Raw genomic sequence first — 23,642 nt, forward strand, 5'->3', positions numbered from 1 at the left:
CGCCTTCAACGAATCGCTTCATGAGTCACCCGGTCTCAATGCGTTGATTCAGTTTAGGCGAGGAGTGCGTTTTCACATAGGCTCGACCCGGAACCGCCGTTCAAGTTCGGACCACCACAACGGCCGCTTACAGGTGCAACCGCCATTCGCACCGGCGAGTCCCCGGTCATTGCGGTCGATTCCACATTCGCGGATTCAAGTCCTCCGCAATGTCGGGTTCCGAGCGGCGGCCGCCCATTTGCATCAGGCTGTCTCAAGCAGCGCGTTGAACGTCTTAAACAGATGCTCCGCGCGGTCTAGCAATGTCGCAGTGTCGGCGTCCTTCGCATCCAGGAATGCGGGATTGCGGATCAACCAACCGGAAGGCGCGAAGTGAGCGAACTCATCCACCTCCGCCGGCATGACGCGAAACGCGGCTTCGGCCTGTTTGACCACGCGGTGCGTCTTCGTGTCAGCGGCTTGCAGTCGCTCGGCGGTCAGTTTGTCCTTGATTTTTAGCCCATAGGCTTCGTTCAAAAGTTCGGCGTATTTCTCATGGGGAAACAGGTCCTCGACATCGCCTTCCTCCTGCTCCGTGAAGTCAGCGATCGTAAACACGTGATCGGCCTGAAGCAGTTGATGTTTTCGCAACCCTTCGATCTTCTTTTTATCGCCGATGGCGATGTCGCATAACACGGCCATGTTCAATCGGTTCGAACCGCACAGCGACGCGAAGGATGCGATCTTATCGATACCGCCGCCGGGGCATAGCGTCCAGCGCGGGTCCAAGCCTGTGCGTTTGCGTTGAGTCAACGCTGACGATAGCGCTTGCAAATACAAGACGTCCGAGGGCCCTTCGACCAACAACGTGTTTTTGCCGACGAACAGGCTTTGCGTCAGGTCGTAACCCAGCGCGCCTTGCAACGGGAATAAGGTGTCTTTGTTGACCATCAACACATCGTCGCGAACCTTCGTGCCTTCGACTTTCGCGCGTTGGCGTTGGTCGTAGTGCACCACGTCTTCAACGATCAGTACGTCCGCGAGCCGATCGCTGGGTACCATGAACGGCGAATGGGTCGTGAAAATTACCTGATGGTTGGGCAGCAGACGTTCTTCGATATAGCGCAAGAGGTCCGCTTGCGCCCTTCCGTGCAAGGTCAAACCGGGCTCGTCCAACAGGATGATGGCGTTACCAGTGATCTTTTGCAGTTGCTTGAACTGCGCGAGGAACGAGAAGAACCACACGAAGCCGGCGCTGCGCTCCGACAACGGCACGCTGGCGCGATGGTGGTGGTTGGTGATCCACGCTTTCGCGACGTTGCCGGCGTTCATCGGCGGCACGTCCTCCGGAAGGCCTGCGGCGATGTCAATCTTCACCGCGAGCGCGTCGTTCTGCGTCCAGTATTCGAAGATTTCATCGGAAATCTTGTTCGACGCACCCTCGCACTTGGCTTTCAGTTCTTCAAGTTTTCTCGATGCAAGCAACTCCTCAACTGACGTGCCTGCATACGCCAGAAAGTCCAGGAAAATTCTGTCGGATGCGTTGAGTGTGTTCGCAGCCTTGGCGGCGGCAAGGGCGTTGATCGATACCTCGCCGGACATGCGCTCAAAGTGTGAGGTCAGGAAAAACTTGGGAAGCCGTGGGGCCAATACGTCGATGACCGCCAAGGAAAAACGTTGATCACGGAACGCCGTGAGGACAGCCAGCAACGCTTGCAGACGCGGGGATTGTTGCGGTTGTGCGGCGATCGCTGCAGCGGCGGCCTTCGCGTCGCCCGCGCCTTTCAGCACCTCCCGCTCCACCGCGTCGAGCTCGTGCTTGTCCATCAAAAACGCTAGCGCCGCAGCATCATCGACGGGCACGCTCCATTCCTTTTTCTCGTAACCGATCCCGCGGGTCAGCTCGATCTCAGGCTTGATCAGTGCCTTGTCGCCTAGGACCGCGGCGACGGCAGCAACATCAGTGTCATCTAATGTCCATGAGGTGTTAACGACGATGGACCGTCCTTCAGGATGCCGCTCGTCGAAATCGCTCACGAAACGACGCGGGTAGTCCCTAGTCTTGTCGTATATGAACGTGCCATAAGGGTTCAGGCCGTAAAGCGCTGACAGCAGCGCTGTTTTGCCTGCCTCGTTTTTCCCAACGAGGCACGTCATGTTGCCCACGTTAAACTTGCCGCTGTCCTCGACGGATCGGAAGTTCGTCACCTGCACCGTTTTTAGTCTCATCGTCGGCCCTACTTTTGTTGAATTGTGTGGATACGGGCCTCGGCGCCCGACGCGAAAACATAGCACAAGAACGGTGCGGATTTTCGATTCCTCGACTGCACTTGCCTCGGTAGGGGAATCGACACAGCAAGGGAGGACAGGCATCAATGATCAGGGAACGAGCGGGGAAGCCCGCAGGCCTTCCTAGAGACCAGCCATTCGAAAGAGGGGCTTCACGGTCTGCTTCCCGGACTGAGCGGTCGCTCGAATGACCGTGGGACACACCCAACGAAGGGCCGGAATTGGCCGCTCGATGACTGTTACTCCTCGAATGGGTCAGCTTCAAACGTTGCTCTTCCATTGACGTACTCTCGACTCCATGTGTCTCGATGATCCTCTCCTCAGCCCTTGACAGCAAAAAAAAGCGTTTTGCGGGCACTGCGCCTGCTTGGCGAAGAGAGCAATGATTGACCATCTACCCAGACCTGTGCACGAAAGCTCATAGCGACTCATGCAGCGCGATCTTCGGAAGGGTTCGAGCGCCTATGCTCCAAGCACGCACTGTTGCCAGCGATCCAGCGAGGTATGTCGAACGGCCGGTCGTGGCCGTTCTTCGCCCTTACCCGACATTCATCTGTTTCAGAACTCTTTCATGTGTTCCGCACTATCAGAATTATTAACAACATTTGAGTCCACCCAACAAACGATCGCTACGCTGGCGCAGAAGGGCTTGCAATCTGTTGCCGTCAATCTGGCAACACGGCAAGCTTTGCGATACGCAACGCCATCCATTTAACACCGTGTCTATCGAAATTGATTTGGGCTTTCAAATCGTCACCCTTCCCTTCCAATGAAAGTACTTTACCAGGTCCAAACTTGGGACTAAATACGTTTGCACCAGGCCTCATTCCATCAGGCATGTAATGCTCGCTCTTTTCGGCGTAAGTGCTAACAGACTCTGCGCCTAGACCATCCGTTATCCGTTGAACCATTGTTTCGAGCGCCTCCAGCCTCATTGCCGTTTCGGCTTCCTCCGGAACAACAGGCTTGATCGCAATTTTGAATGTACTTGGTATTGCGCTCGTTGGATTGTGAAGTACTTCCTTGATTGCCTTCGTGAGACTGAGTCGAAGCTTCGCACCCCAGTCAGGATGATCTTTGTCGTAGACCAGAACGCGGATCGACCGAAGATCAAACGGCACATCTTCAATTGACTTCGCGATGAGAATGACGGGCTTCGAAATGGCGTGCGCCAACCCGAGCTCGTAAAAGACGTTCGGGTTGCGGTCAGTCAATTCAGCAACCAGCAGTTTTGCCTGTTGAATGCCCTGCCAAATGTCATCGACGATGGTCGTTGGGCGATATAAGCTATCTCCTCGAATCGCGTACAGACCACATTCTTCCAGTGCCGGCTTCACGATATGACTGAAGTACGTATCAAATGGCTCACCGAACGGAGAAATGACAAAGCTAGTATCAACAGCAGGAATTGCGGAATCGACAAGAGTATCGGGCATATGCGGGAACGAATAATTTTAGCGCTGAAGCCAGTCGTATGCTTACCTGCGCCCCTAGTCTGTAGCAGCCTCAAAATCAACGCCGAAGTGGTTCGCCAAGTAACCGGAGAGGCATACTTGCAGTCACGTGGACGCCGTGGATTCCGAAGTTGATAGGTCAGAGCCGCAGTGTTTGCATTTAATGGCGGCGGCTTTGATGTCTTCGGCGCAGAAAGGACACTTCTTCAGTTCGGATGCGGCTGCTGTCTGCTCTGACACCTTCCGAGAAAAGGCGGTATCGATTGGTCTGTTTGCCGCGATGTCTGTGAGCACACTTTCTCCACGAGAGTTCGTCCAAGAGGAGACATCTTCCGTTGGCGTTTGCGCAGCCACTCCCTCTGCACCCGTATAGGCCCAGACAAGGGCGCCCACCCAACCCAGTAGTGTCCAGCCAAGCATGAGGTTCAGAACAAAGATGGCGACACGGTTTGGGTGCTTCCGATGTACCGCTACGAACGTCGGGGAAAAATACAACGCGACTGATGCGGGGAAAAAGATAATCGCGCAGACAAGCGCGATGCCGTTAGTGCCACTTCCAATAAGACCAGTGACTAACACAAGTGCCACCAATCCCAAAATCCACGCGATACTCATCTAGCCCCCGGATATGTTTTTCTATGTCGTTGGCGAATATTATCATGTGGCAATGATGGCACTGCACTCGTCCCTGCACGTTCAAGCGCCCGGCGTTATCCGCGCTCGCTGCTTGCCACGAACTGACACCTGAACGGCGACAACGGCTGATGCGATGCAATTCATGGTACGGGGACATCCGCTGCTGCCACCGTCGTAAAGTTCTTGCCGCGATGGCCGTTAAACAATGAAACCAACCGATGACCGTTCCGGGAGTTTGATGAGCAAGCAATACACGTTTCCGGTCACTAATTTGCGCGCCAAGAAGGCCGAGATGGCTCATGCTCTTCACGACAATGGCGTCGCCCTGGGTACTGCCAGCCAAGACGCATCAACGATTTTTTGCGAGATATCGACGCGCTCCAGTCTCTACAGCGCGCAGTCAATCTCCTCGAGAAACTCGTCGAGCAACGCGTTGATGTTGCTGAAGAGCACCGTGCCGAAATCGATGATGTTCTGGAGCGGCTGCGCGTCGTCCACTAGAACGTGAACGGCTGACGCTGCGGTCACATCAATGCTCCACGGCGAAAGCCAGAGATGATTACGTGGGATACGTGACGTAGCCGATTGCAACCGGACGATGCAGCTCAGAGGTTTCGTCCAGTGAAATTATGCAATTGAGATTAGGCGTCGAAATAGATCGATTCGAGCGAAAGCGAAACCTCGAAAATGGACCGTTTTCGCAGTCCTTCGACGCCATAACATTGCACCTGCCCGCGAGACCTGATGATCATTACCTCACGAGCCCCGCTTTCGAGGTAAGCGTTCACCCTGTTGGCGATACCCGTCGTAGGTCTGTCCAGAAGCACCTCGACGCAGATATCCGGTGCAAACGGGATCGGCAAATCCCGGTCGATGCCTTCCCACTTCTCTGGCAGCATCCACACTACGTCCGGGACCCGGATGCCAAACGACCGCGTTATCGCTGCAGTCGACATCCCGGCAACATGCCCAATCTGTTCGGCAATCTGGCAGTAGACGCCAGTAGAAATAATCTGTCGTCCAGCCGATTGTTGTGGAAACGCTACCACATCCCCATGTTGACTCACCTCAGAGCATGCTGGTCGACCGCTATCAGCACCAGCATTAATTCGACACCAGGTTGCAACCAATCCGTCCTGTTCCAGAAAAGTCGACACGGGCAAAAGCCTTTAGTAGGTGATTGCGTAAGGGTATTCTCTTTCTGACTTCTTGAACATATTGTCTCCGCCAAGGAGACTCAGACGGCACACGAAATGCCCTCCGAGCAATTTCAACATCGCTTCACCTAACACATTTCGAATGCCGACAACCGGGGTTCGCGCGATCGCCGTTTGCACTCGCGTCGTTGGTTCTTTTTTCATCATTTATGAATCTGCAGCGTGGATCGGGAGTTGGGCAAAAAGACCCTCCCGGATGCCGATCAGTCACATGAATGCTGTCGGTTGGCCAGGATGAATGACTCTAGCTGCGCGCGAGGCTATCAACGCTGCGCGCGAGACTCCGATAAAGATGTATCCGAAGTCATCATCGAACCAGGACGGTGGGCGATGTCGGACCCGGCCGACGCTGAGGTTCAAACGATTTCGTTTCGCTTTTGATCTGATGAGCCGCATTGAGGTGATGCATTACGTTCGCCGAGATTCAGACAACGAGGGCACCCAGATTCCCGCTCGATAAGTCTATTCGTTTCGCGCGCAAACAGTCTCGATCATACTGGATTTGCGCTTTAAATCGTCATATTGCGACAAAACCCAAAGTCGACCATCGGCGTGCGGGTCACGTGCGTGGAACATCAACGGAGCTGGACGTCGCCTGCATTCTCGAATGCACCTCCTGACCGACCATGACGCGCAAGATGCCCCAGTCCTCTAGGCCGTCGACGTGCACCTTTAGCGAGTTCAGCCGGTCGTTATCGAGCAGTTCGCAGACAAATCGCGAAAATGAACGCGCATCGTCACCAATGCTCATGACGACATCTGCAGTAGACAGCATCTTTCCGAGTGCGACCGTCGAGAACTCTGGGCGCACGAACCATCGCGCGGCCAGGTAGGCGCGCATCTGATCGTGAACGAACTCGAAGCTCTCTGCCAAGGGACGCAGGATCCTCAGCCGCTCATTGCCGCCCAATGATTCTCGTGACATTTCGCGCAATATGCTAGGTGGGAGAGCGTCGCTTGGCTGTAAATTTCGCTTGTTCTGTGACATCAGTTCCCAAGCCGCATGCTCCAGATGCATGCGCCGGTCCTTCCAAAGCGAATCGCTCAAAGCGGGTGGACGTGACGTCTCGACGGCCAGCTCGTACATCTCACCCAGCCTGGAAGGCACCTGAATCGGCACGTCACTCCTGCTAATCAGATCGACTATGAGGCGAACGTCATAGCCAGAGCGTAGATGCGCGCGCAAGCCTGATTCTGTTATCGCGCGCTTGGCTTGATTGGAGTGTGGCTCGCCGAGGTAGAGATCAAGCAGGTCATCCGTGAGAGCGTGCAGGTCGGCCGGCAGATACCACGCTTGAAAATCCTCTGGCGGCGTGTCCTGAGATGTCACCAAAATTGGCGTTTCTGGATAATGTGAAACGAAAGTAGTCAGGCTGTTCGTGCGGCCTGCTTCGTTCAGCCCGTCGACCGCGACGCCCAAACTGCCCGATCGCACGACATCTCGCAGCAGCCGATCGTTTTCGAAGCTCATCCCTTCTCTCGCAAGCGTCCCCTTGATTCCATTAAAGACCCAAGACTCATCCGCGGCGTCCGATCCTCCGTCTCCGTATGTCCTCGCCGAGAACGCGACGAGTACGCAGCCTTGCTTCCTGAACGCACCGAACGACGTCGCGGATGTGAGATATTGCATTTTGAGCAAGTGGTTGAAAAGCGCAGTCTTGCCCATGCCACTGTTACCCTGAATCCATACTCGACGACCCTGCATCGTCGGGTGACAAACCGCGTCGCTTTGCCTGACCGCGCCGGATTTCGACGCCAGCCGCACGGCAAGATAAGGCACGTTATGGGCCTTTAGAGTCGATTGGCGCCGATTGTGATAGTACAGGTCTGCAATCCAGAGCTGCGCCCATCGCACATGGGCTACCAGACGCATCGGGTAATACGAAAAGAATTTCCATAAGCTGTCGTCCGCCAGAATCTTGAACGCCCTGCTCGAACGGCGCGCGCGATAAAAGACGTAGCAAAAAATTGCAAGCCCCCCTAAAAAAAGCCACGGCAGGCCACGCACCACATTCCAAAGATAAAAAGATGGCGTGTTCTGGTAAATGCTCTTGATCGAGGCTGCCTCAGAATCGAAGTTGGCGTTGTCGAGTCGCGTCGCCAGTTTGGCCAGTAGCGGGTATGTTGTAACGCCGAATTCTCCGGCCTGCGCACTTGCAACCTTCTGCACGACGCGTGCAACATATGTACGGAGGGCGGGCATCTTCACGTTGTCATTCGTAGGCGTGTCGGGATCAACGGGGATATTGATATCGGGCCAAAGTTTGTTGAATGTCGTCAGCAATTCGACCGCGGTCTTGCCTGAGATCTTCCTGGGATTAGGAAAAATGCCCGCCTCGCGATCATTGACCCATTCGAAGACGGTTGCCTCGTCCGAGCTCAGTGGACCGAGCAAGTAGCAGCCGAGCCGAAGTTTCGCCAGATTGTGCTGTTCGGTGAGGCTCGCTTCAAGGCACGCGAGACGCTCGTGCAGAGTCGGACGCACCGACCGCACCTGGGGCGGCACGGCCGGTTCCGATTGAGATTCCGGTCGCGCACTGGGTCTGGGTGACGCGTCGCTGACGGCCTGCCGCCGCCTCGCCACGGCGCTCGACGCCTGAATGGCGGAATCACCAACTGCGACTTTCTCCTCGTTATCGGCGCGATCTAGCAGTTCGCGCGCTGTGACTTTGACCTCGGGATCAGTGGCACCCAGCAGCTTTTCAATCGAGTCTCTGAATTTTTCGACGCTGCTCATGTGTCCGAGCGCGTCGAGCGCCGCGAGCCGCGTGGCCGAGTCCTGGAATCTCAGCGCTTTTGCGACAGCCGGAGCCTGACGCGCACCCGCTTCGTGCATGCCAGCCAGATCCGTTGCGGCTGCAACCCGGACTTCGCCGTAGGAATCGTTCAGCAACCCCGCGACTTGCGGCGCAAAGCGCTCGCCAACCGGTCCGATGCCAGAAAGAACCTCCGCTGCCGTGATGCGCACGTCCATGCGCGGGTTGTTGAGCTGACGTGCGATGCGGGCGGCCTGCTGCGGCGTGACGCCGGAGTGCTCGTTGAGTCTGGACACAACGTCCAGCGATTCGCCTTTCTCGAGCAATTCGATGCGCAAATCGACTTCACTCAGATCAGGAACCCGCTCGGCAACGCCTGGGACGACTTCAGGGTCGGGCGGCTCTCGAATTCCCAGGGCGTGTTTTGCTGCCTCTCGAACATCTGGGTCGGGGTCCACGATTAGTGCATCAATCGCCGCTTGATACGAAGTGGCTTCCTTTCCCATGGCCATCAAGGTATTGACAGCAGCGGTCCTTAGCGAAGGATCTTTATCTGACAGTAGCTCCTCGATTCGAGGACCAAGACCTATCGAGACCGGTCCGAGTTTCCCAATGGCGTTTATCACGTTAGCCTGATGGGTCTGTTTGAATCGCTGCCAAAGTTCCTCCAGCAGATCGTCGGGAGACTCGTCGGGCTGGTTCGACGATCCGTGGGCATTGATCCACATGACCGCCTCTTCCCGTGTATCCAGAACCGGATCGTGCAGCGCATCGAGCAGTGCCGAATACGACCAGGCATACGCCGCGCCGCTGTGCGTCGACGCGCAGACGACAAGCAAGAGTGCGAGCGAGACGCGGCGTCCAATAGATAATCTTAGTACGGGACAGTGTTCACGAGACGAGTTCGGGAGTGGGCGCGTTCGTACTAAGATCGCTCTTTTCATTACCCATCCCCCAGTGGCGGAAAAAAGAATGGACCATTTCAGTAAACACCTATGGTACGCGATGCGAACGAAGCGAAGTAGCCGCCGCGCCTTGCACTTTAGAAATTTTCGACATGGTGATGATAGTAGTGGCCTTCATCGGCCTTGTCGTCAAGGCGCTTTTCCGACCGGGTTGCGGGACTCGTGCCTCCGTCGTCTCTCTCCTCCTCAACACCCATGCCATCATGCAGAAAAATTCCACGGCCGCCAAACTAATCGAGGGTCATCGAAAGGGCTTGGTTATGATTAGGCACCCGGTCCCGACATGTTGATGACTCAGAGTTCCGTGCGGCAGGCATTGACGCGTGGGCCGGCGGCATTGCGGAATTGCGGAATTGCCTTCCTGAGCGCAGCAAACGGGGCAACAGTTGCAAACCTTGGCGGTCTAGACTCGCAAAAAAACTTGACCCCGAGATAGATGACCCGGACCTGAGGCGTCGAGCTCGGGATGAACCCGTCGATCCGCGTCGCAGGTTACAGCGGAACAATCGTGCACAGTTGCAGCGTTATGATCTTGCATCCAAACAACTAAGTGAGTGCGAATGGACATTGACCAACTGTGCCGTACAGTCAGAACGCCTGCCGATCTTCGAAACTTGCCCGGCTACGTTGAGAAGGTCAATCCTGCGCAGGTCGGGCTGCGTCGCGTCATCTGGCCATACGGCTTCCTATCCGAGACGCATTGTGCCCTTACAAATTGCGGTGCACTGCACAAAGCAGGCGTGATCATAGAGTTGGAGGACGGCACTATCTCCAATATTGGGCATATCTGTGGCGCTGACAAGGACAAGTTCTCGTCAAAGTTCACAGCCGAGATGCTCAAATTATCCGAGTCACGACGTAGGGAGGCAATGCTACCGATGCTTCTCGACCGCCCAGCGCTTGAAGGAACAGAGCGCAAAGTGCGTGCCGCATATCACCAGGCAGAAATCTGGGTTCGGCGCATCGATGCGTTCATTGAATCCTGCCCAGAGGCAGTGCGAGAACTAAGGCGTCGGATCAACAGTGGCGCCAGTATGGCCGTGTTCGACGTGGTCGAGCGCACGGAATCCGAAGTCGATGACCTGATTGTGTCAGGGCAGGCTCGAAACCGCGCTACCGTACGCTACAAAGAAACTCAAAAAGGCGTCATTCGTGGCGCGACTGCACTTTCGCTCACGGAACAACGTATTTCCTCGCTCTGGCGCCGCGCTGACGCGCTTCTTGCTGCTGATCCGCAAGCCATCGAGATTGCAGGGCTCCAGAAACTATTCAATGAATCGGTCCATTTACCAGAGGACGCGAAGCGCATTGTTGACGAGTGCGAGGCAGCGCGATTGTTCTTTACGACAGAGAACTTTGCGCTGCTTGCCATGCTACCGATGTCCCAAAATGGGAGGGACGTCCTGAATGCCCTTACCGTAGGCAAACTCGACAAGTCGAACACCGTACCACTCGCGCACAAAGCACTCGGGAATGTGAGCGAGAATAGGCCGCTTAACAAAAAGCAGCGTGATTTTCATCGAAAGATGGAAGCGATCACGCGCGCAGCGAAGCGCACAACGAAGCGATAGGGGCGACGACGGTGTGGGACGCCCTTCCGTTGACATGGGCGAGCGTACCGGTTAAACAGCGACACCGTCGTGCCTCGCATAGACCAGCAGGCAGGACAGCGCGCGTTGCCACCTTACCGTCAATCTTCCAAACCGACCGAAGTGGTGCCCGTCGGAGAGAGTGTGGTCATCGGCATGGTGCTCATGCAGTATCCCGCATTGGACTGAGTTGCACGGATTTTCGGGAAATCACCCTATCAAATCCATCAAGCGCCCGTCGCTACCCCGTTCGTGGCGCCTGAGTTGTCATCAGACAATTGCGCATTTTGGAGATGGCCGATGGGCCATTTGCTGCCGGATGTGAGCTTCAGCGGAAACTGGGGGGTGACCCGGTTGCTCTCCGCTGCACCCAAATATTTGCGAGGAAAGACCTCGGTTCCTGCTATGGCCTTCCCAACGACTAGCGGCTTCGAAAATGCGTTGCCGGGCTGCGAAGCGAAAAACGCAACGATTTGCTGATCAACGGCCCACGCAGCGCGCTGCGGAACTTCATTGTCCGGGTGTTTACGACCTAAATCGCGAATTCTTTTCCCGTGCCGCCCCTCCATGATCAATGAAGTCCCGGTGGACATACCCGCGACGTCATCTCGATGCTCGGCGAAATGCCGGTGACCCCACGTTGACTTATTGCGGTCAGCCCCCACTCCACGTTTCCTACTCGTCCGATGTCATACCCGACGTTTCTTGCGAGCGACGCATGTTCACGCCGCGGAGGCATCGCGTATGATTGCGATCATCGACCTGTTCCGCAGAATATTCCTCGTGCCCCCAATGCCGACTCAGATTGAAAAACTACAGGCTTACGCTGGCCATTTGCTCGACGCGTTCATTGGTCTAAAAGAACGATACGCGATGCTCGAACCGATGCTCTTCGATCAAGGCACAATCGAGCATAGTGGCACACAAGAACGTGCACGTGGCTTCTTGATCCTTCGACACTCCCTGTTTTTGTCGTGTGCCCAGGACATTGCAAAGCTAACCTTAGACAACGACCAGCGCACGCCAAGCATCCGAAACATTGTGGCAGGACTCGAAGACGAATCTTTGCGACAAAAGCTCGAAGCCCAGTATTCAATCTGGACCCTCCCGTCAGTTGAGGAGGAGACCGACCCTGAGATTGTTGCTGCGTTGAGGCACATGGAAAAACAAGAGCGGTTGGAGCGCCGGGATCAGTTCCTCGAACATTACACAGAACTGCGATCTGGATGGGCGACGCTTTCAACTAGTGAATCCATGAAAAGCTTCCTTGCCATGCGCGACAAATTGTCGGCCCATACCGAAGTGCGCTGTGTCGCGGACAAGTACCAGCTTCTCGAAATCTCGGCTTTGGGGATCAAATGGAGACACCTGCGCGAAACAATCGAAAGCATGCAAAGACTCGTTGAGCTTATCGGTTTTATCGTTCGCAACGCTGGATTTGCATGGGACTCTCTTGATCATCAACTATCTAAGGCAGCCAAAAGCTTTTGGAACAAATCAAGCGAGTTAAATTAGACAAGGCAAGAGAAATATAGTGACCGGTGGCAAGCTTGACGGCACGTTCACTTGAACGACGCAGATTTGGTGCGAGTGAACGTCGATATGTAGCCAACCTATACCCGGTACGCTGATCATGGACAACCCGCTGCCATTTTCACCGTCAGGCACTAAGCAACCGGGACAAGGTTGATTCTGGTGGACAGTCTGCGGATCCGGAATGTCTCCGGAAGCTTCATTCCTTAAACGATCGCACGTTGCTTCTCAGCATGACGGGCACAGACCATTTTGTTTTTTGACCTCATCTCCTAGTCTATAATCGAACAATCCAGAATCCAAACCGCATGGAGCCGTATTTTATGAGTCAAGCCCGCGGGCGATATGCGGGATCCCAGCGTAACGGTCAACGCCAAGGTCACCACGAAAAAACCTTTCCGCCCCAACGGCAGGGATCATCGTACGTGAAGGTGCCGTCCAAAGACGCCACCCAGACCGCCTCCATTTTCAAGACACGGTCGTTCCAGTTTTTGGTCGACGCGGTAGGCGCAGAGAACATCGCCATCGCGCTCGAATCGAACATGACGCGCGTGGCCGAATTGATGAAAGGCGAACGCTTCACGCCAGAGACCGCCTTTCACATGGAAACTACGCTCGGATTACCGCATGGATTCTTTGACCAGCCTAACCCTGCGCTCGCGGACGAGACCATCGCCCGTCTGAAGTCACCGCTCGACTTCGTTCAGGTCGATGATGGATTCAACACAGAGCCCGAAGCGCTTAAGCCGATTGCTGCCACGGCCGTCGACCAACCGGTAGTTACCGCAGTTAGCGTGTCCGAGGAAGCGCAAATGCCACAGAAAATCGCTGGCGGTTCGCCGCGCGCCGTCAAGAATAGTCAAAACAAAATGTCCAAACAGCCTAAGCCTCGCGCCCCACTCAAAACTTCGTCTTCGAAAGACAAAACGCCTCCTGGAACGCCCGAACAGCAACCGCTAGCATTGAACGATAGCGGCGAAGTGGAGCCCATCCGACGAACCAACCTCCACCTCCTCACGAGTCGCAATGGGTCGAAAGTACGACTTGGCGCCGTCATGGAGATGAGTGCGTTTAACATCGCCGATCGACTCCATGGCAAGAAGCGCATGGACAGTGCCGAAGCAAACCGGTTCACGGAGCGACTAGGCTTGCCCGGTGGCTGGCTGGACAGCCCGCACACCGAAGCCGACATTCCAGAGTCCGTGTCACGCCTGCTTGCACCGGGTCCGCGCGGGCGCGCGTCCGTCAAGCAGGACGAGCCACTAGTGCCAGCAACAAACGACAGAGAGCAAGGGGAAACCGCCAGCGAAACAGTCCGCACGAGGCGCAAGCGTGCGACCACCACTGGCAATTTGGAACAGCCCTCATCTGTCGCAGCCGATATCGCGGAAGAAAAAAGAACTGCAGCCGCCAGCTCCCATGCACACGTCAATAACTTCCCTGACGAACCCGCCAGCCGAGCGTCAGCAGACGGTCACGCCGCGGCGCCGGTAACGCCACTGGAACACCCTGAGGCGATGCCTGAGTCGTTGACCGCCTTTGCCACACCTCTGCAAAATCCGACTCTGCTGCCCGAGATCTCCGTGACCAGTCTGGAAACGCTCCGCGGTATCGCGCCTATAGCGGAAGCGCTGATCAAGACGCTGGCCGGCAAGGCACGCACGGGTCGACTGGACGAGCTGAAAGCATTGGAACTGCTCCAGCAGGCGATATTGCTGTAGTTGCCGCAGGGTATGGCGGCGTCAATAAACCAGCGACGTCGCCACCGGTTGTCATGAACACCGGGCTTCCGGAAGACGGGTGCCGACCTTCATACCGGGCTTCATTCCCGGGCCACTGCCCCCGCTTGCACCACCGCTCTCCTCGCCGCCACGCACTATGCCACTGATCGACACGGACGCTCATGCATGACATCCATCAGACAGCAGTGCGTCGATTTGAAGACATTCGCACCTCGGCCGCGGCGAACGTCAGCATTCACTGCAGGCGAACGCGTGCTTGCGCACCGTAAAAGTCGTTCGCCACAGCACGCGAGAAATGGCCGTTAGCGGAGTAGTTCAGTTGTTCCTACGGCAAGTTCGTCCGCTCGCTGAATGGCAGGTTGCGGCTGTTGTCCGTATCCCTCAACCCTGCCTAGAAGGCTCTTCACCCGCTGCGGTCGGTCAATCGCAGCGCGCTATGACGTTTGCCCGTTACAATCCTGTTTCTTACGCCTCATTGCGCTGTACTTCGCTGTGAAATCGGCGGTTCCTCCTTTAGCAAGTGGTTATCCCGGCAGCAAAATCCGAAGTGAGTTTTCTCCAATTTATTCGACTGACATGCTGTTCCGCGCCATAAGCTGTGCTGGCATCGGATATGGGTGGCGCTAGCCGTGCTCGGAACCGTCTGAATTGCAATCGCAAACATCGTTGTCACCGTTAGTTAGCTTGCTACGAAACCGCTCGAGCTCTTCTGAGAACGCCGGATAACCTTCGCGGTGCGCCGACATGTCTGGTTCAGCAGGAGAGGCTGGCCTCGTCGCGCGAACGCGGGCCGATTGGATTGCGCCAGCAATACCCATCATACAGTTTACGAACTTTAGACGCGGCGGCTCGTGTTTGTCTCGGATTTGGCACTGGAGATTGTGGCATCGAGAGGCGATTGGTTCGATCGAAAAATCGATGGGCGCCGCAGTATGAGCGAAGTCGTTACGAATACGTTTCAGCGTCAGAAGATCATTGAGCACAGCCTTCGGGATGAGGCCGAGCGCTCTCGCCAAAGCGATGCGACCAGAGAAAGTCGACAATGGCCCAGTTGCGTCGAAAAGAAGCTCCGTAGCCTTCTTATCTTCTAGAAAATTCTCTCGGAGTAGAAGACCAAGCTGATCGTCCAGCCACGCAGCAGCCATCAAGGCACAGGCTCGATCACTTTCCGTTTTCAACGTCGTCGCGAAGGAGAGGAAATCGACTGATAGCTGGAGATGCCGTAGCAACTGGTCTGGAGGTGGCAGATTTTCGCCATACATCAACTTCAAAATGTCGTCTCTTTCGCTCATGATTCGTTGCAAGCTCGCTTGTTTTTAACAGTATTCCGAGAAATTTTCCCAAAGTCCAATGTGAAAGCTATTCGCCGTCCTATGACATCTTGATCGCCGAAGAAAAAAGCTGATCCAAAATGCGGAAAAAATCTTGCCCCTTGCTATTTTCATCGCTCCGCACAATCTCCGTAGAAAGCTACCGAAAGACCGATGTGTACTGAGGATGAACCGCGACGTTACTGTCGGTAGAGGCCGAGAATACGACAAACAACGTCGGCGATCGAAGGGCTGATAGCGAATACGACCCACTGCATGAACCTCAAAATTTCGGCAGCCACCAATGACTCTTCATGGGCGACGTCAGTCGACCGACGTCCACCATTGAATTCGCGCATTGCGGCCATCCAGAGAGCAAGGATGAGGCAGGAGAACCCGAGCGCAATAACTGGACGCAATTCGCGTATGCCGGCGCGCGATGCAGAGTAACGAAAGAATGCTAGATAAATTGGCAAACAGTGCCGCTCTCTTATTCCACCACGATACCGGTCTCGATGGTGATATATTCATTCTTCCAAGCAGCTGAACTCATCGGCTTCAGACGCCCCGCCTCATCGAAAAGACCGACCCAGACCTTCAGCAAGGTTTGCTCCTCGCCATCATTCTTCGGAGATCTCTTGATCCATTCCCTATAGTCAGGAGAGTCCCAATATTCCTCCTCGACCGGATTCAAGCTCCTCGCGCCCGAGAGCCACTGCGTCAGCTCAGATAGGTCAGCAAAGAAGATTCGATAGCGGTTTTTGGTGACTCGACGGAGAGCCGCAAAGCAAGGATGATCGGTCAACAGAATGTCTTTGACGGCAACTCCCGCCTGATCGGCAGCAGACGAGAGATATTTCGCAAGCTCGCCTACAGTGGCAATCGAAGATTTCAACTGGTCGAGGAACTGATACTGTCGTGCGTTGGCCTGCTCTTTCAGCATCCTCTGGAACAAACCAGCTAGCTGTTCCTTCAGCAGCGCGATGATGTCGTTGGCATTCTCGAATGAAAATAGTGGGTTCCCTGTCGGAAGTTGATCGACCTCATCGATGAAGTCGAAGACCTTGCGATCACTGACGTGCGTAAGCACCAGATTCTGGACGTCACGATTGTTCTTGTAGAAGGTCCGCTCAGACAGGACATTCTTTTCGACAAATACATAGACCTGCTTGCCTTGGTCGTAGGCTTCGCGCAACTCATTCTGCGTAACTGAACCAGAGGCAACGGTGGACCCGCTCCCATATCGGCCCCCGATGATGCACACCAAGATGTCGCAGTTTTCGACCTCTCGATAGCACGAGCTCTCCAGCTTGTCGCTGCGGCCGTAAGGAATAGCCCCGACTTCGTGCCGTATAGTTTCGTACCCTAACTCCTTCATCGCCCTAGCGAGGTCGTCCCGGACGACCTTGAGGTCATAAAAGGTGGAACTGATGAATATCTGCGGTCGTGCCATTCTCATCCCATGCATAATTTTGGACCGTATTCTACAGTCCGTTGCTGATCTGAGGAGATAGATGTTCCTCAGACACCCGTCGCATGGATTAACCATTGCGGGGGGAAAGGCAATCTTGTCCAGCCGATAGCCGTGGTACGCGAACTCATATGCCCTGCGGCATGCCAGAATGTCTGGCGATGATCGCCTCAGTCGCTATGGGCAACGACCGCGAATGACCGCCCCAGCCTGAAGCAGTCGTCTGCGGGGGATGCTTTCAAGGACTACCTCTGGCCGCACCGGTCCGACATCGAGCAGGTTGTGGCTCCTTCGTAGATCGATCCGCATCAGACAGCAGTCAATCCCAAGCAATTAGCTGACGAGTCCGATAGTTCAGGCCTTCGAGGCGCGACGCAAGATGATGGAGATCCAACTCATCGCCTTGCGGACAATGTGTCGGCAGGCAGGCATTTTGCGACAAGCCTCGAGCAAGAGCGCCCAGACCAACCGGTGCTTCAGCGTTCATCGACCGCACTCCTCCGCCTCTAAACACGCATCTCGCTCCAGATCTCATCAAGACATTGTGATCCGTTGGTAACAAAAATCCGCTTCCCGCCGACATCTTGCACCCACAGCCTTACCCATTGCCTGGGAAGGCCTTCAGGCGGCTGAGTTGTGGTCAGATGCTTCTCAAGTTCGACCGTGTATGGTTCGGCGGATGGGATCGCCAAGAATCCCTGCTCTTGCATGAAGCGCTGCGCGCGCTCGGAACCATCATCTGCAGTGCCACCGATAGAGACGAGATAAACGGCGTCAGGGCCGACATTACGGATGATTATTTTGAGCCGAGGTGCGCCAATCCCCCGCAAAACCTGGCAGGATGTTTCAAGCTTCGTCTGCACACGCCGATTCGCCAACTTCAGAGACACAATGACTGCGCCACAGGTTCCGGCAGCCGATGCGATCTGCGCCCAGTCCACAAGCGTTTGAGGCCAAAAAGACATTCGACAATTTCACATGATAGGTTGGGTCTGAAACGAATGCAGCGAAACGTGCCGCTACCGATTTCCGTACGCCTCGGCCTTCGGATCTGGCGCATCGCCTTGGGCGCGATTACTACCGACAGCCAACAAATACCAGACCCGCGCCGGTACCGGAAACCGATGATGTCTGCAGGCGATAAAGTCCAGTCCGTAACGCCCCGCCATTCGAGCAGGCGAAGCTTGCTGCACGTCCCGACTATCAAGCTCGATGAACTGCTTCATGCGAGCGCGGAGTTCCGTCAGATCCTCGGGCAATTCCAGCATCTCGGTGCTTCCCGTGGATGAATGGACATCATCGAAATACCACCGCTCCACCGAACACAGATCGGGATGCCACAATTGTGGCTGGACCGTCGGTGCCATAGCTTTCAATCCCTGACGGAACGCGACATAGTTCTCTTCCATCCCTAGGGTTGCACACCAGGTTGCAAGCGTCCCCGACATCCACGACGCACCCATCAAAGACTCCAGCAAAGCCTTATCGGGGTTAACAACAACGTCGACCAGGTCGTCGAGAGAATCTGAGCTAATCGGAAATCCCCGACGTTGCGCGAAGGCGAATACCAGCCTCCAGCACATTTCGCTTAAGTACCACTTCGCGGACTGATGCCGACCAGTCAGCGTGAGTAACAGCAAGGCTAGCGCAACTTCAATAGCATTTTCGTCAAGCACTGGCGACGCCGTGGCCGACATGTTCTCCAGCATTCGACTGAGTACATCTGCAATGTCCGTCGCGTGCTTCATACCGACTTCCTTATCCAGCAGAAAGCAGTATGCAAGACCTATAGTTGCAATGAGCCCGACATGCTCCAGAAGAACAAGTGCATACTCCGCGCTCTCGCCCGAATATCCTGACATGCCGTCCCGGACATCCGCATAAGGAGCCATCTTGTTGACGTAGTGGGCGCCTGCCTCGAGGTATGTGATAACAAGGTGATCGTATGCGTTGACCACTTCCTTCGATTCGCTAGCATCGGATTGCTGTATCCGGTGCCATGCTTTCAGCAGAAACCGCTCTGCGGCAATAACTGCCTGTCTCGTATCGCCAGCGTCCTGGGCGGCCTTGACAAACATATTTAGCGCAAGATTCAGGCGGGTGAGCACTTTGCCCAACCTCTTCCCGTCCTTGGCAGCATCAAGCCGTACCCCGTTTTCGCTCAGGCCCAACTGCCGAACCAGCATCCGGTCCAGATCGAGCATGGAATAGTCGCGCTCGCCCGCGAACGCCAGCGCCTTTCTAAGATCGGTACGGTCCTGCTCCAGAAAGACATGCTCATCGAGCATGTAGCGTTCAATGAGTTCCGCGACCTTATCGCCGCTCCAAAACTCAAATTCGGCTTCTTTCTGATGCTTTTCGACAAAGCCCGTCCAGTTTGGCTGCGTATCCTGTTTCAGGTCACCCGTCGTAGCAAGAACAATTCGTTTTCTAAGGTTGCTGTGAGCAGGCTCAACCTCTCGTGGGAGATATACCTCGAGGATCTCATTAAGGCTCGGTCTGACGGCCTGGACGCCAACGTCCCAATCCTGGCGCCCGAGATCGCCTTGTTTGATCGTGAAAAGGACCAGCTCCTCTACCTTGTCATTTGGGTTAGGTCCCACGACGGGCAAGTCAACACCAAACTGTCTTACCCCAGCCTGAGGACGAACCACAGGTGTGTAACCCATGGCAACCAGTAGGTCTGGGAGTAACCGGTCGAACTCGTCGCGCTCTCTGAGCGTGCGAAGGAAACTGGAAATGATCAGCTTCATTTATCGCCTCGCTGCAACCGTTGCAGATGCAAACGCCGATTCGCCTGTCCGACAGGGTCGAAAATGTCCCGTCTCGGTAACGTGGCACTGGAATGTATCGGCACCATCTCCGTCACCTTCGAAAACTCGGCGTCAACGTATCGGAAGAAACCTGTTCCCCCTTTAACCGGAACTGGCGTTGCCAACCTGCCCAATATAGACTTCTCACGTGCCTCTTTCATCTTCAGAGACATGTCCTTTTGACGTGCTCTTGAGAAACTACGAACGATCTGCGCCGGTGGCCGAAGTTCATTCGCGAACGGAAGTTCATCAATCGCCGACGTCCACTGCCCGACTCGCACAACGATATCATCAAGCAACGCCTGCTCTGCAGCGTCCGAAGACTTTGCTCTGGCCAACTGCAGCTGTTGGGCTGTCACTGTTGGGTAGTCGTACCCAATCTCCTCACTCAGCACCTCCCGGACGAGATGATGTACACGAGATGGTGCATCATGTGTCTTGAGAAACGAAAGCATCAGTGAGATCGACTGCTTTTCGTTAAGGACAAAGCCCAGCACACGTCGGCACAAAAATATCAGACCGTCCGCATCAAGCCTGTCAATCTGTTGAATGTCGAACTCCAGAGGCCCGACATCGTGTAGTGACGCGTGCGAAAGCAAGCCCCCCGCAGAGGCAGGAAGCTTACGTCCCTCCTCCAGCAACCAGCTCGTTATCGTCACTTCCAGTACCGCAGTGTTTTTCAAAAGCCAGTAAAGCGACTGGTCAAACAGATTCGCGACTTCCGACGTGTTGAACTCACCACTTCCATGCCTACGCACCCAGTTTGTGAGCCAATCCGTTGCAGCATCGCGCTGCTCCGTGCCCAGCATCAAGCTGAGAACGTGGTCGATATGTCCGATCTCACTAACGAATTTCGAGTCGAAACCCAGACAGGCTCCCAACAGCGCAGGAATGGCCTCACTGTTGGGTCGCGCACGATAGATTGCAGGCAACTCCGCGGCCAGCGCTAGCATGGCTGCCTCATCTTCTTCCTGTAGAAGTCGCGTCCATTCGTCGGCGCAGAGTTCGTGAAACGGCAAACATGCAGCCACTACATCACAGGCTTTCCGATGCGCTTCGCTTCCTTGATTTTGCAGATGTGGCTTGAGCACGTCTTCGACTAGCTCAACATTGTAGTCAGGCAATTGTCGTTTAGCGCAGCATCGTGCCAGCACCCAGAGACTAACGTCGCGGACAAGCGGGACACCGAGCTTTACTCCTGCTCCAGCGTGTCTAAGCGCTGCGTCAAAATCTACAATTCCGAAAGCCAGCAATGCTGCCCTGTACAAATCCGTGGATGCTTCCGACGGCACCGCTTCAAAAGTGGAGACGACTTCCGAGCGGAGCCCCTCATCGTCTCGAAGCAAGTCGACTAACGAAACGAAAAATGGGGATGCAACCATACTCCCATTGTTTGCCGACTGTAGGGCACAGCAGAAGGTCAACAACGATGCAAAACGAATCGGCTTGATAGACCGGATAGCTTCGCCGACAAGGTTCGCGATCCCATACGGTTTTTGCGAAGACGCAGCAAGCGCGTCGGCCGCTTCAAGCAACACGTCCCTCGATTCGCTCGCAAGCAGCAACAGGTAAGTGCCAGCGTGCTCCGTTTGCAGCACATCGTATTTGAACAGGTTGTCGGCTGCCACAAATAACGAGGAAGCGTCGCCCACTTCGCCGCGTTGATATACCTCGCGCGCAACACACTTGTTCCGTTCGTGCAGGGAGTCAAAAGACAGCTCTTGCTCCTTGACCGTAAATCCTTGCGAAGCTGCCACGCCGGCAAAGATATCGACCTCTTGCGTAGAAATATCAATCGACAGCTTCTCGCTACGCGTCCGGTGAAGCTCGAGCGCGAGTTGGCCCAAGGTACGAGGAATGTTATCGGACGAGGAGTTTGTCATCATGTGCATCGCTTTATCTCAGTAACACTCAATCCACACTACCGCCGACGAGTCGGACAACTGCCGATTCTGCCGCGACCTTCGCGGAATATATGAAAACAGTCGAAGATGAGTCTCACGTGACAGCCGTCCATTGCGCGTCGCATCCTGCGCCGTGAGCCGCCCTCCGATGCCCCAGGTTGCCTTGTCTCAGCGCCCACCGACGCCCCTCGCAAGCTGGCGCAACGAATATCAGACTCCGATGAAAGCCCGTGCGCTCCGACATTCGACAGAGCGGTAGTGAGAAGAAGCCACCAGATCAATTCTTAGTGTTAGCCGACGCTTCCGGTCCGGTGCCTTCTCGTTGTCCCGGTTGATTTGCGGGAGTGAAAAAATAAACCATCACGAACACCGCGAGTGCTCCGCCAGCCAAAACCCACCTGCTGATCTTTACTTCGATGAATCCCGGGATCACCGCGGCGATGCCGGCCACAGCCATTGCCATCACCGCCCAAAACACCTTGAACTGGAAGTCTGACGGGTTAGGCTTGAAGATCGCAATCAACAGGATGAACGTAACGAAAACAATCCCAAAGATGAACGCTAGTATGATGCTGGTTTGTTTCGACATCGGGTTCTTTGCTTCATGCTCGAAGCCGTAAATGGGCAGACCTGCTGCCGTGAGGTCATCCCGAAGCTTTTGGACAACTGGATTGCCCAGATACGCGACGGTGATGCGCTGCATGTTCGCGAAGGCAGTTGTGCCGGGCAGTGGGCTAATGTCCTTGAGTTCAGGAAACCACGAAAAAGCGCACCTCAGAAATTCGAAATGAGCCGGCATCGACTGCAGGATCGCCGCGCAATCCTCTGCAAACCCCTGTGCCCACATAGCACTTTTGTGCGCACCAAGCAGATCGCTGTTGCCGACGAACTCTTCGACGTAGTTAAAAAACGCGCCGCCACGCTTTTGGCATTCCAACGCCGCCCATTTCGCACCGTCTCCGTCCTTCGGCCCACAAATCGCATAGCGCTGCAATGACTCCATATAGGAGTTCTTCAAACCGGCAACCCGCTCCTTGGCAGCTACCACATCCTGCTCTTGGGTCATGGGAGCACTTATCCTTTGGTTGCAGCAGCTGTGGCCAGCGCGAGCAGCGTACGTAGATCCGAGTTATCGATCCCCTCCATAACGGCGAAGATGGTCCCCGGGCAAACTTCGATCACTATCCGGGCCGCGTCTGCCCGAGACTTCGGGCGAGAGCGGTCAAGACGACGTGCGATTTCCCGGAGATTACTATCCGAAGGCGACCAATGTGCAATGCTACAAGATGACTGGAGGCACCTTTTAAATTCGAGCAATGAGGGCATTACAACCTCCCCCTTGCGGCTTGCAGGGCCAGCGCGAGTAACGTGTTGAGGTCACTATTGTCGAGGCCGTGGTACCGATGGTGTCCAGGCGAGGGGCACACAGACGCGACCGCCGAGTACCAATCTTCGTCGCTCGGCACTCGCCCAGACTCGCGAATACGCGCGATCGCATTTTTGATAAGGGCAAGCTGAGTTTCGTTCGGCTCCCACGGCGCCAAGCCGAATTTTATTTTCAGTGCATGGGCGAGCTTTGCATCTCTATCTTGCATATTTTCCTCGGTACAGTCTTATAGTTATTTGTGACGCAATAAGAGAAGTACGTCTGCATTCGAGAATGCAGCGACACAGATCAATTCGAACGGGCAAACCTATATTGGCGGATAGCAGAAACGAGGAGCGACGGGCCTGCGCACGCAGATGAATCGTGGCAAGTCCTTCGCTCCAGTCAGTGTTGCATCGACTTCGCCAACGAGTTCGCTTGCAGATAGTCAACAAGGTTCCAGCAGGCCGCCAGCGTTGCTTCGGCGACTTCGCGCCCGTATTCCGAGCCCAACCACGTCAGATGCAGCCTTCTTTGAGACGCTGCTAACGATCAGGATGTTCTCGCCCGTAGCCGCCATAGAGAAGCAACAACCATAGCCCAACTCTATCATAGAAA

General features: G+C 55.2%; 17 protein-coding genes. 3 read left to right on the forward strand and 14 right to left on the reverse strand.

The features are described 5' to 3' along the window. Positions 1–243: 243 nt before the first annotated feature. The 6 genes from DK391_RS19735 to DK391_RS19760 all read right to left on the reverse strand — a co-directional run bounded on the left by DK391_RS19735 (position 244) and on the right by DK391_RS19760 (position 9,170). Positions 244–2,208: an AAA family ATPase gene (locus DK391_RS19735; protein WP_109479662.1), complete on the reverse strand. Its 1,965-nt coding sequence runs from the start codon at positions 2,206–2,208 to the stop codon at positions 244–246. 725 nt (positions 2,209–2,933) lie between these two features. Further along, positions 2,934–3,704, reverse strand: a complete 771-nt coding sequence (locus DK391_RS19740) for a hypothetical protein (protein WP_109479663.1) — start codon at positions 3,702–3,704, stop codon at positions 2,934–2,936. Positions 3,705–3,827: 123 nt separating this feature from the next. Further along, positions 3,828–4,337, reverse strand: coding sequence for a superinfection immunity protein (locus DK391_RS44910; protein ID WP_204117398.1), 510 nt, complete (start codon positions 4,335–4,337; stop codon positions 3,828–3,830). A gap of 408 nt (positions 4,338–4,745) precedes the next feature. Further along, on the reverse strand, positions 4,746–4,886 hold the full coding sequence (locus DK391_RS44360; protein ID WP_162600857.1) for a hypothetical protein: 141 nt from the start codon (positions 4,884–4,886) through the stop codon (positions 4,746–4,748). A gap of 113 nt (positions 4,887–4,999) precedes the next feature. Then, the gene (locus tag DK391_RS19755) at positions 5,000–5,515 is read right to left on the reverse strand and encodes a Uma2 family endonuclease (protein ID WP_109479664.1); all 516 of its coding nucleotides are present in this window, start codon (positions 5,513–5,515) and stop codon (positions 5,000–5,002) included. Positions 5,516–6,134: 619 nt separating this feature from the next. Then, complete coding sequence (locus DK391_RS19760; RefSeq protein WP_162600858.1) at positions 6,135–9,170, reverse strand: HEAT repeat domain-containing protein; 3,036 nt, start codon at positions 9,168–9,170, stop codon at positions 6,135–6,137. Positions 9,171–9,856: 686 nt separating this feature from the next. On the opposite strand from DK391_RS19760, the gene DK391_RS19770 reads away from it, so the two are divergent. Next, the gene (locus DK391_RS19770; protein WP_109479667.1) at positions 9,857–10,867 is read left to right on the forward strand and encodes a hypothetical protein; all 1,011 of its coding nucleotides are present in this window, start codon (positions 9,857–9,859) and stop codon (positions 10,865–10,867) included. A 245-nt stretch (positions 10,868–11,112) separates the two neighbouring features. On the opposite strand, the gene DK391_RS19775 is transcribed toward DK391_RS19770, so the two are convergent. Then, positions 11,113–11,478 carry a hypothetical protein gene (locus DK391_RS19775; protein ID WP_109479668.1) on the reverse strand — a complete coding sequence of 122 codons (366 nt, stop codon included), beginning with the start codon at positions 11,476–11,478 and terminating at the stop codon, positions 11,113–11,115. Between the two features lie 151 nt (positions 11,479–11,629). On the opposite strand from DK391_RS19775, the gene DK391_RS19780 reads away from it, so the two are divergent. After that, positions 11,630–12,400, forward strand: coding sequence for a hypothetical protein (locus DK391_RS19780; RefSeq protein WP_239482888.1), 771 nt, complete (start codon positions 11,630–11,632; stop codon positions 12,398–12,400). A gap of 341 nt (positions 12,401–12,741) precedes the next feature. Next, on the forward strand, positions 12,742–14,139 hold the full coding sequence (locus DK391_RS19785; RefSeq protein ID WP_109479723.1) for a hypothetical protein: 1,398 nt from the start codon (positions 12,742–12,744) through the stop codon (positions 14,137–14,139). Between the two features lie 644 nt (positions 14,140–14,783). Here DK391_RS19785 and DK391_RS19790 read toward each other — a convergent pair. The 7 genes from DK391_RS19790 to DK391_RS19815 all read right to left on the reverse strand — a co-directional run bounded on the left by DK391_RS19790 (position 14,784) and on the right by DK391_RS19815 (position 22,724). Next, positions 14,784–15,452, reverse strand: a complete 669-nt coding sequence (locus DK391_RS19790; protein ID WP_109479669.1) for an MltR family transcriptional regulator — start codon at positions 15,450–15,452, stop codon at positions 14,784–14,786. Positions 15,453–15,960: 508 nt separating this feature from the next. Further along, positions 15,961–16,923: a DUF4062 domain-containing protein gene (locus DK391_RS19795; protein ID WP_162600859.1), complete on the reverse strand. Its 963-nt coding sequence runs from the start codon at positions 16,921–16,923 to the stop codon at positions 15,961–15,963. A 337-nt stretch (positions 16,924–17,260) separates the two neighbouring features. Continuing rightward, positions 17,261–17,428, reverse strand: coding sequence for a hypothetical protein (locus tag DK391_RS44365; RefSeq protein WP_162600860.1), 168 nt, complete (start codon positions 17,426–17,428; stop codon positions 17,261–17,263). A gap of 19 nt (positions 17,429–17,447) precedes the next feature. Next, positions 17,448–17,804 carry a hypothetical protein gene (locus tag DK391_RS19800; protein WP_162600861.1) on the reverse strand — a complete coding sequence of 119 codons (357 nt, stop codon included), beginning with the start codon at positions 17,802–17,804 and terminating at the stop codon, positions 17,448–17,450. Between the two features lie 156 nt (positions 17,805–17,960). Beyond that, positions 17,961–19,694 carry a hypothetical protein gene (locus DK391_RS19805; protein ID WP_109479672.1) on the reverse strand — a complete coding sequence of 578 codons (1,734 nt, stop codon included), beginning with the start codon at positions 19,692–19,694 and terminating at the stop codon, positions 17,961–17,963. Then, on the reverse strand, positions 19,691–21,640 hold the full coding sequence (locus tag DK391_RS19810) for a hypothetical protein (RefSeq protein ID WP_162600862.1): 1,950 nt from the start codon (positions 21,638–21,640) through the stop codon (positions 19,691–19,693). The genes DK391_RS19805 and DK391_RS19810 overlap by 4 nt, the downstream gene beginning before the upstream one ends. Before the next feature lie 295 nt (positions 21,641–21,935). Next, complete coding sequence (locus DK391_RS19815) at positions 21,936–22,724, reverse strand: hypothetical protein (protein ID WP_109479674.1); 789 nt, start codon at positions 22,722–22,724, stop codon at positions 21,936–21,938. Between the last annotated feature and the right edge of the window lie 918 nt (positions 22,725–23,642).

Source organism: Paraburkholderia sp. C35, assembly GCF_003121405.1.
GTDB lineage: Bacteria > Pseudomonadota > Gammaproteobacteria > Burkholderiales > Burkholderiaceae > Paraburkholderia.

Bases quoted from the DNA above. Each gene is read 5' to 3' on its own strand.
- DK391_RS19810 (WP_162600862.1), bottom strand. From the start codon at position 21,640: ATGATGACAAACTCCTCGTCCGATAACATTCCTCGTACCTTGGGCCAA.
- DK391_RS44910 (WP_204117398.1), bottom strand. From the start codon at position 4,337: ATGAGTATCGCGTGGATTTTGGGATTGGTGGCACTTGTGTTAGTCACT.
- DK391_RS19780 (WP_239482888.1), top strand. From the start codon at position 11,630: ATGATTGCGATCATCGACCTGTTCCGCAGAATATTCCTCGTGCCCCCA.
- DK391_RS44365 (WP_162600860.1), bottom strand. From the start codon at position 17,428: ATGAACGCTGAAGCACCGGTTGGTCTGGGCGCTCTTGCTCGAGGCTTG.
- DK391_RS19790 (WP_109479669.1), bottom strand. From the start codon at position 15,452: ATGAGCGAAAGAGACGACATTTTGAAGTTGATGTATGGCGAAAATCTG.
- DK391_RS19815 (WP_109479674.1), bottom strand. From the start codon at position 22,724: ATGACCCAAGAGCAGGATGTGGTAGCTGCCAAGGAGCGGGTTGCCGGT.
- DK391_RS19770 (WP_109479667.1), top strand. From the start codon at position 9,857: ATGGACATTGACCAACTGTGCCGTACAGTCAGAACGCCTGCCGATCTT.
- DK391_RS19740 (WP_109479663.1), bottom strand. From the start codon at position 3,704: ATGCCCGATACTCTTGTCGATTCCGCAATTCCTGCTGTTGATACTAGC.
- DK391_RS19775 (WP_109479668.1), bottom strand. From the start codon at position 11,478: ATGTCCACCGGGACTTCATTGATCATGGAGGGGCGGCACGGGAAAAGA.
- DK391_RS19735 (WP_109479662.1), bottom strand. From the start codon at position 2,208: ATGAGACTAAAAACGGTGCAGGTGACGAACTTCCGATCCGTCGAGGAC.
- DK391_RS19785 (WP_109479723.1), top strand. From the start codon at position 12,742: ATGAGTCAAGCCCGCGGGCGATATGCGGGATCCCAGCGTAACGGTCAA.
- DK391_RS19805 (WP_109479672.1), bottom strand. From the start codon at position 19,694: ATGAAGCTGATCATTTCCAGTTTCCTTCGCACGCTCAGAGAGCGCGAC.
- DK391_RS19795 (WP_162600859.1), bottom strand. From the start codon at position 16,923: ATGGCACGACCGCAGATATTCATCAGTTCCACCTTTTATGACCTCAAG.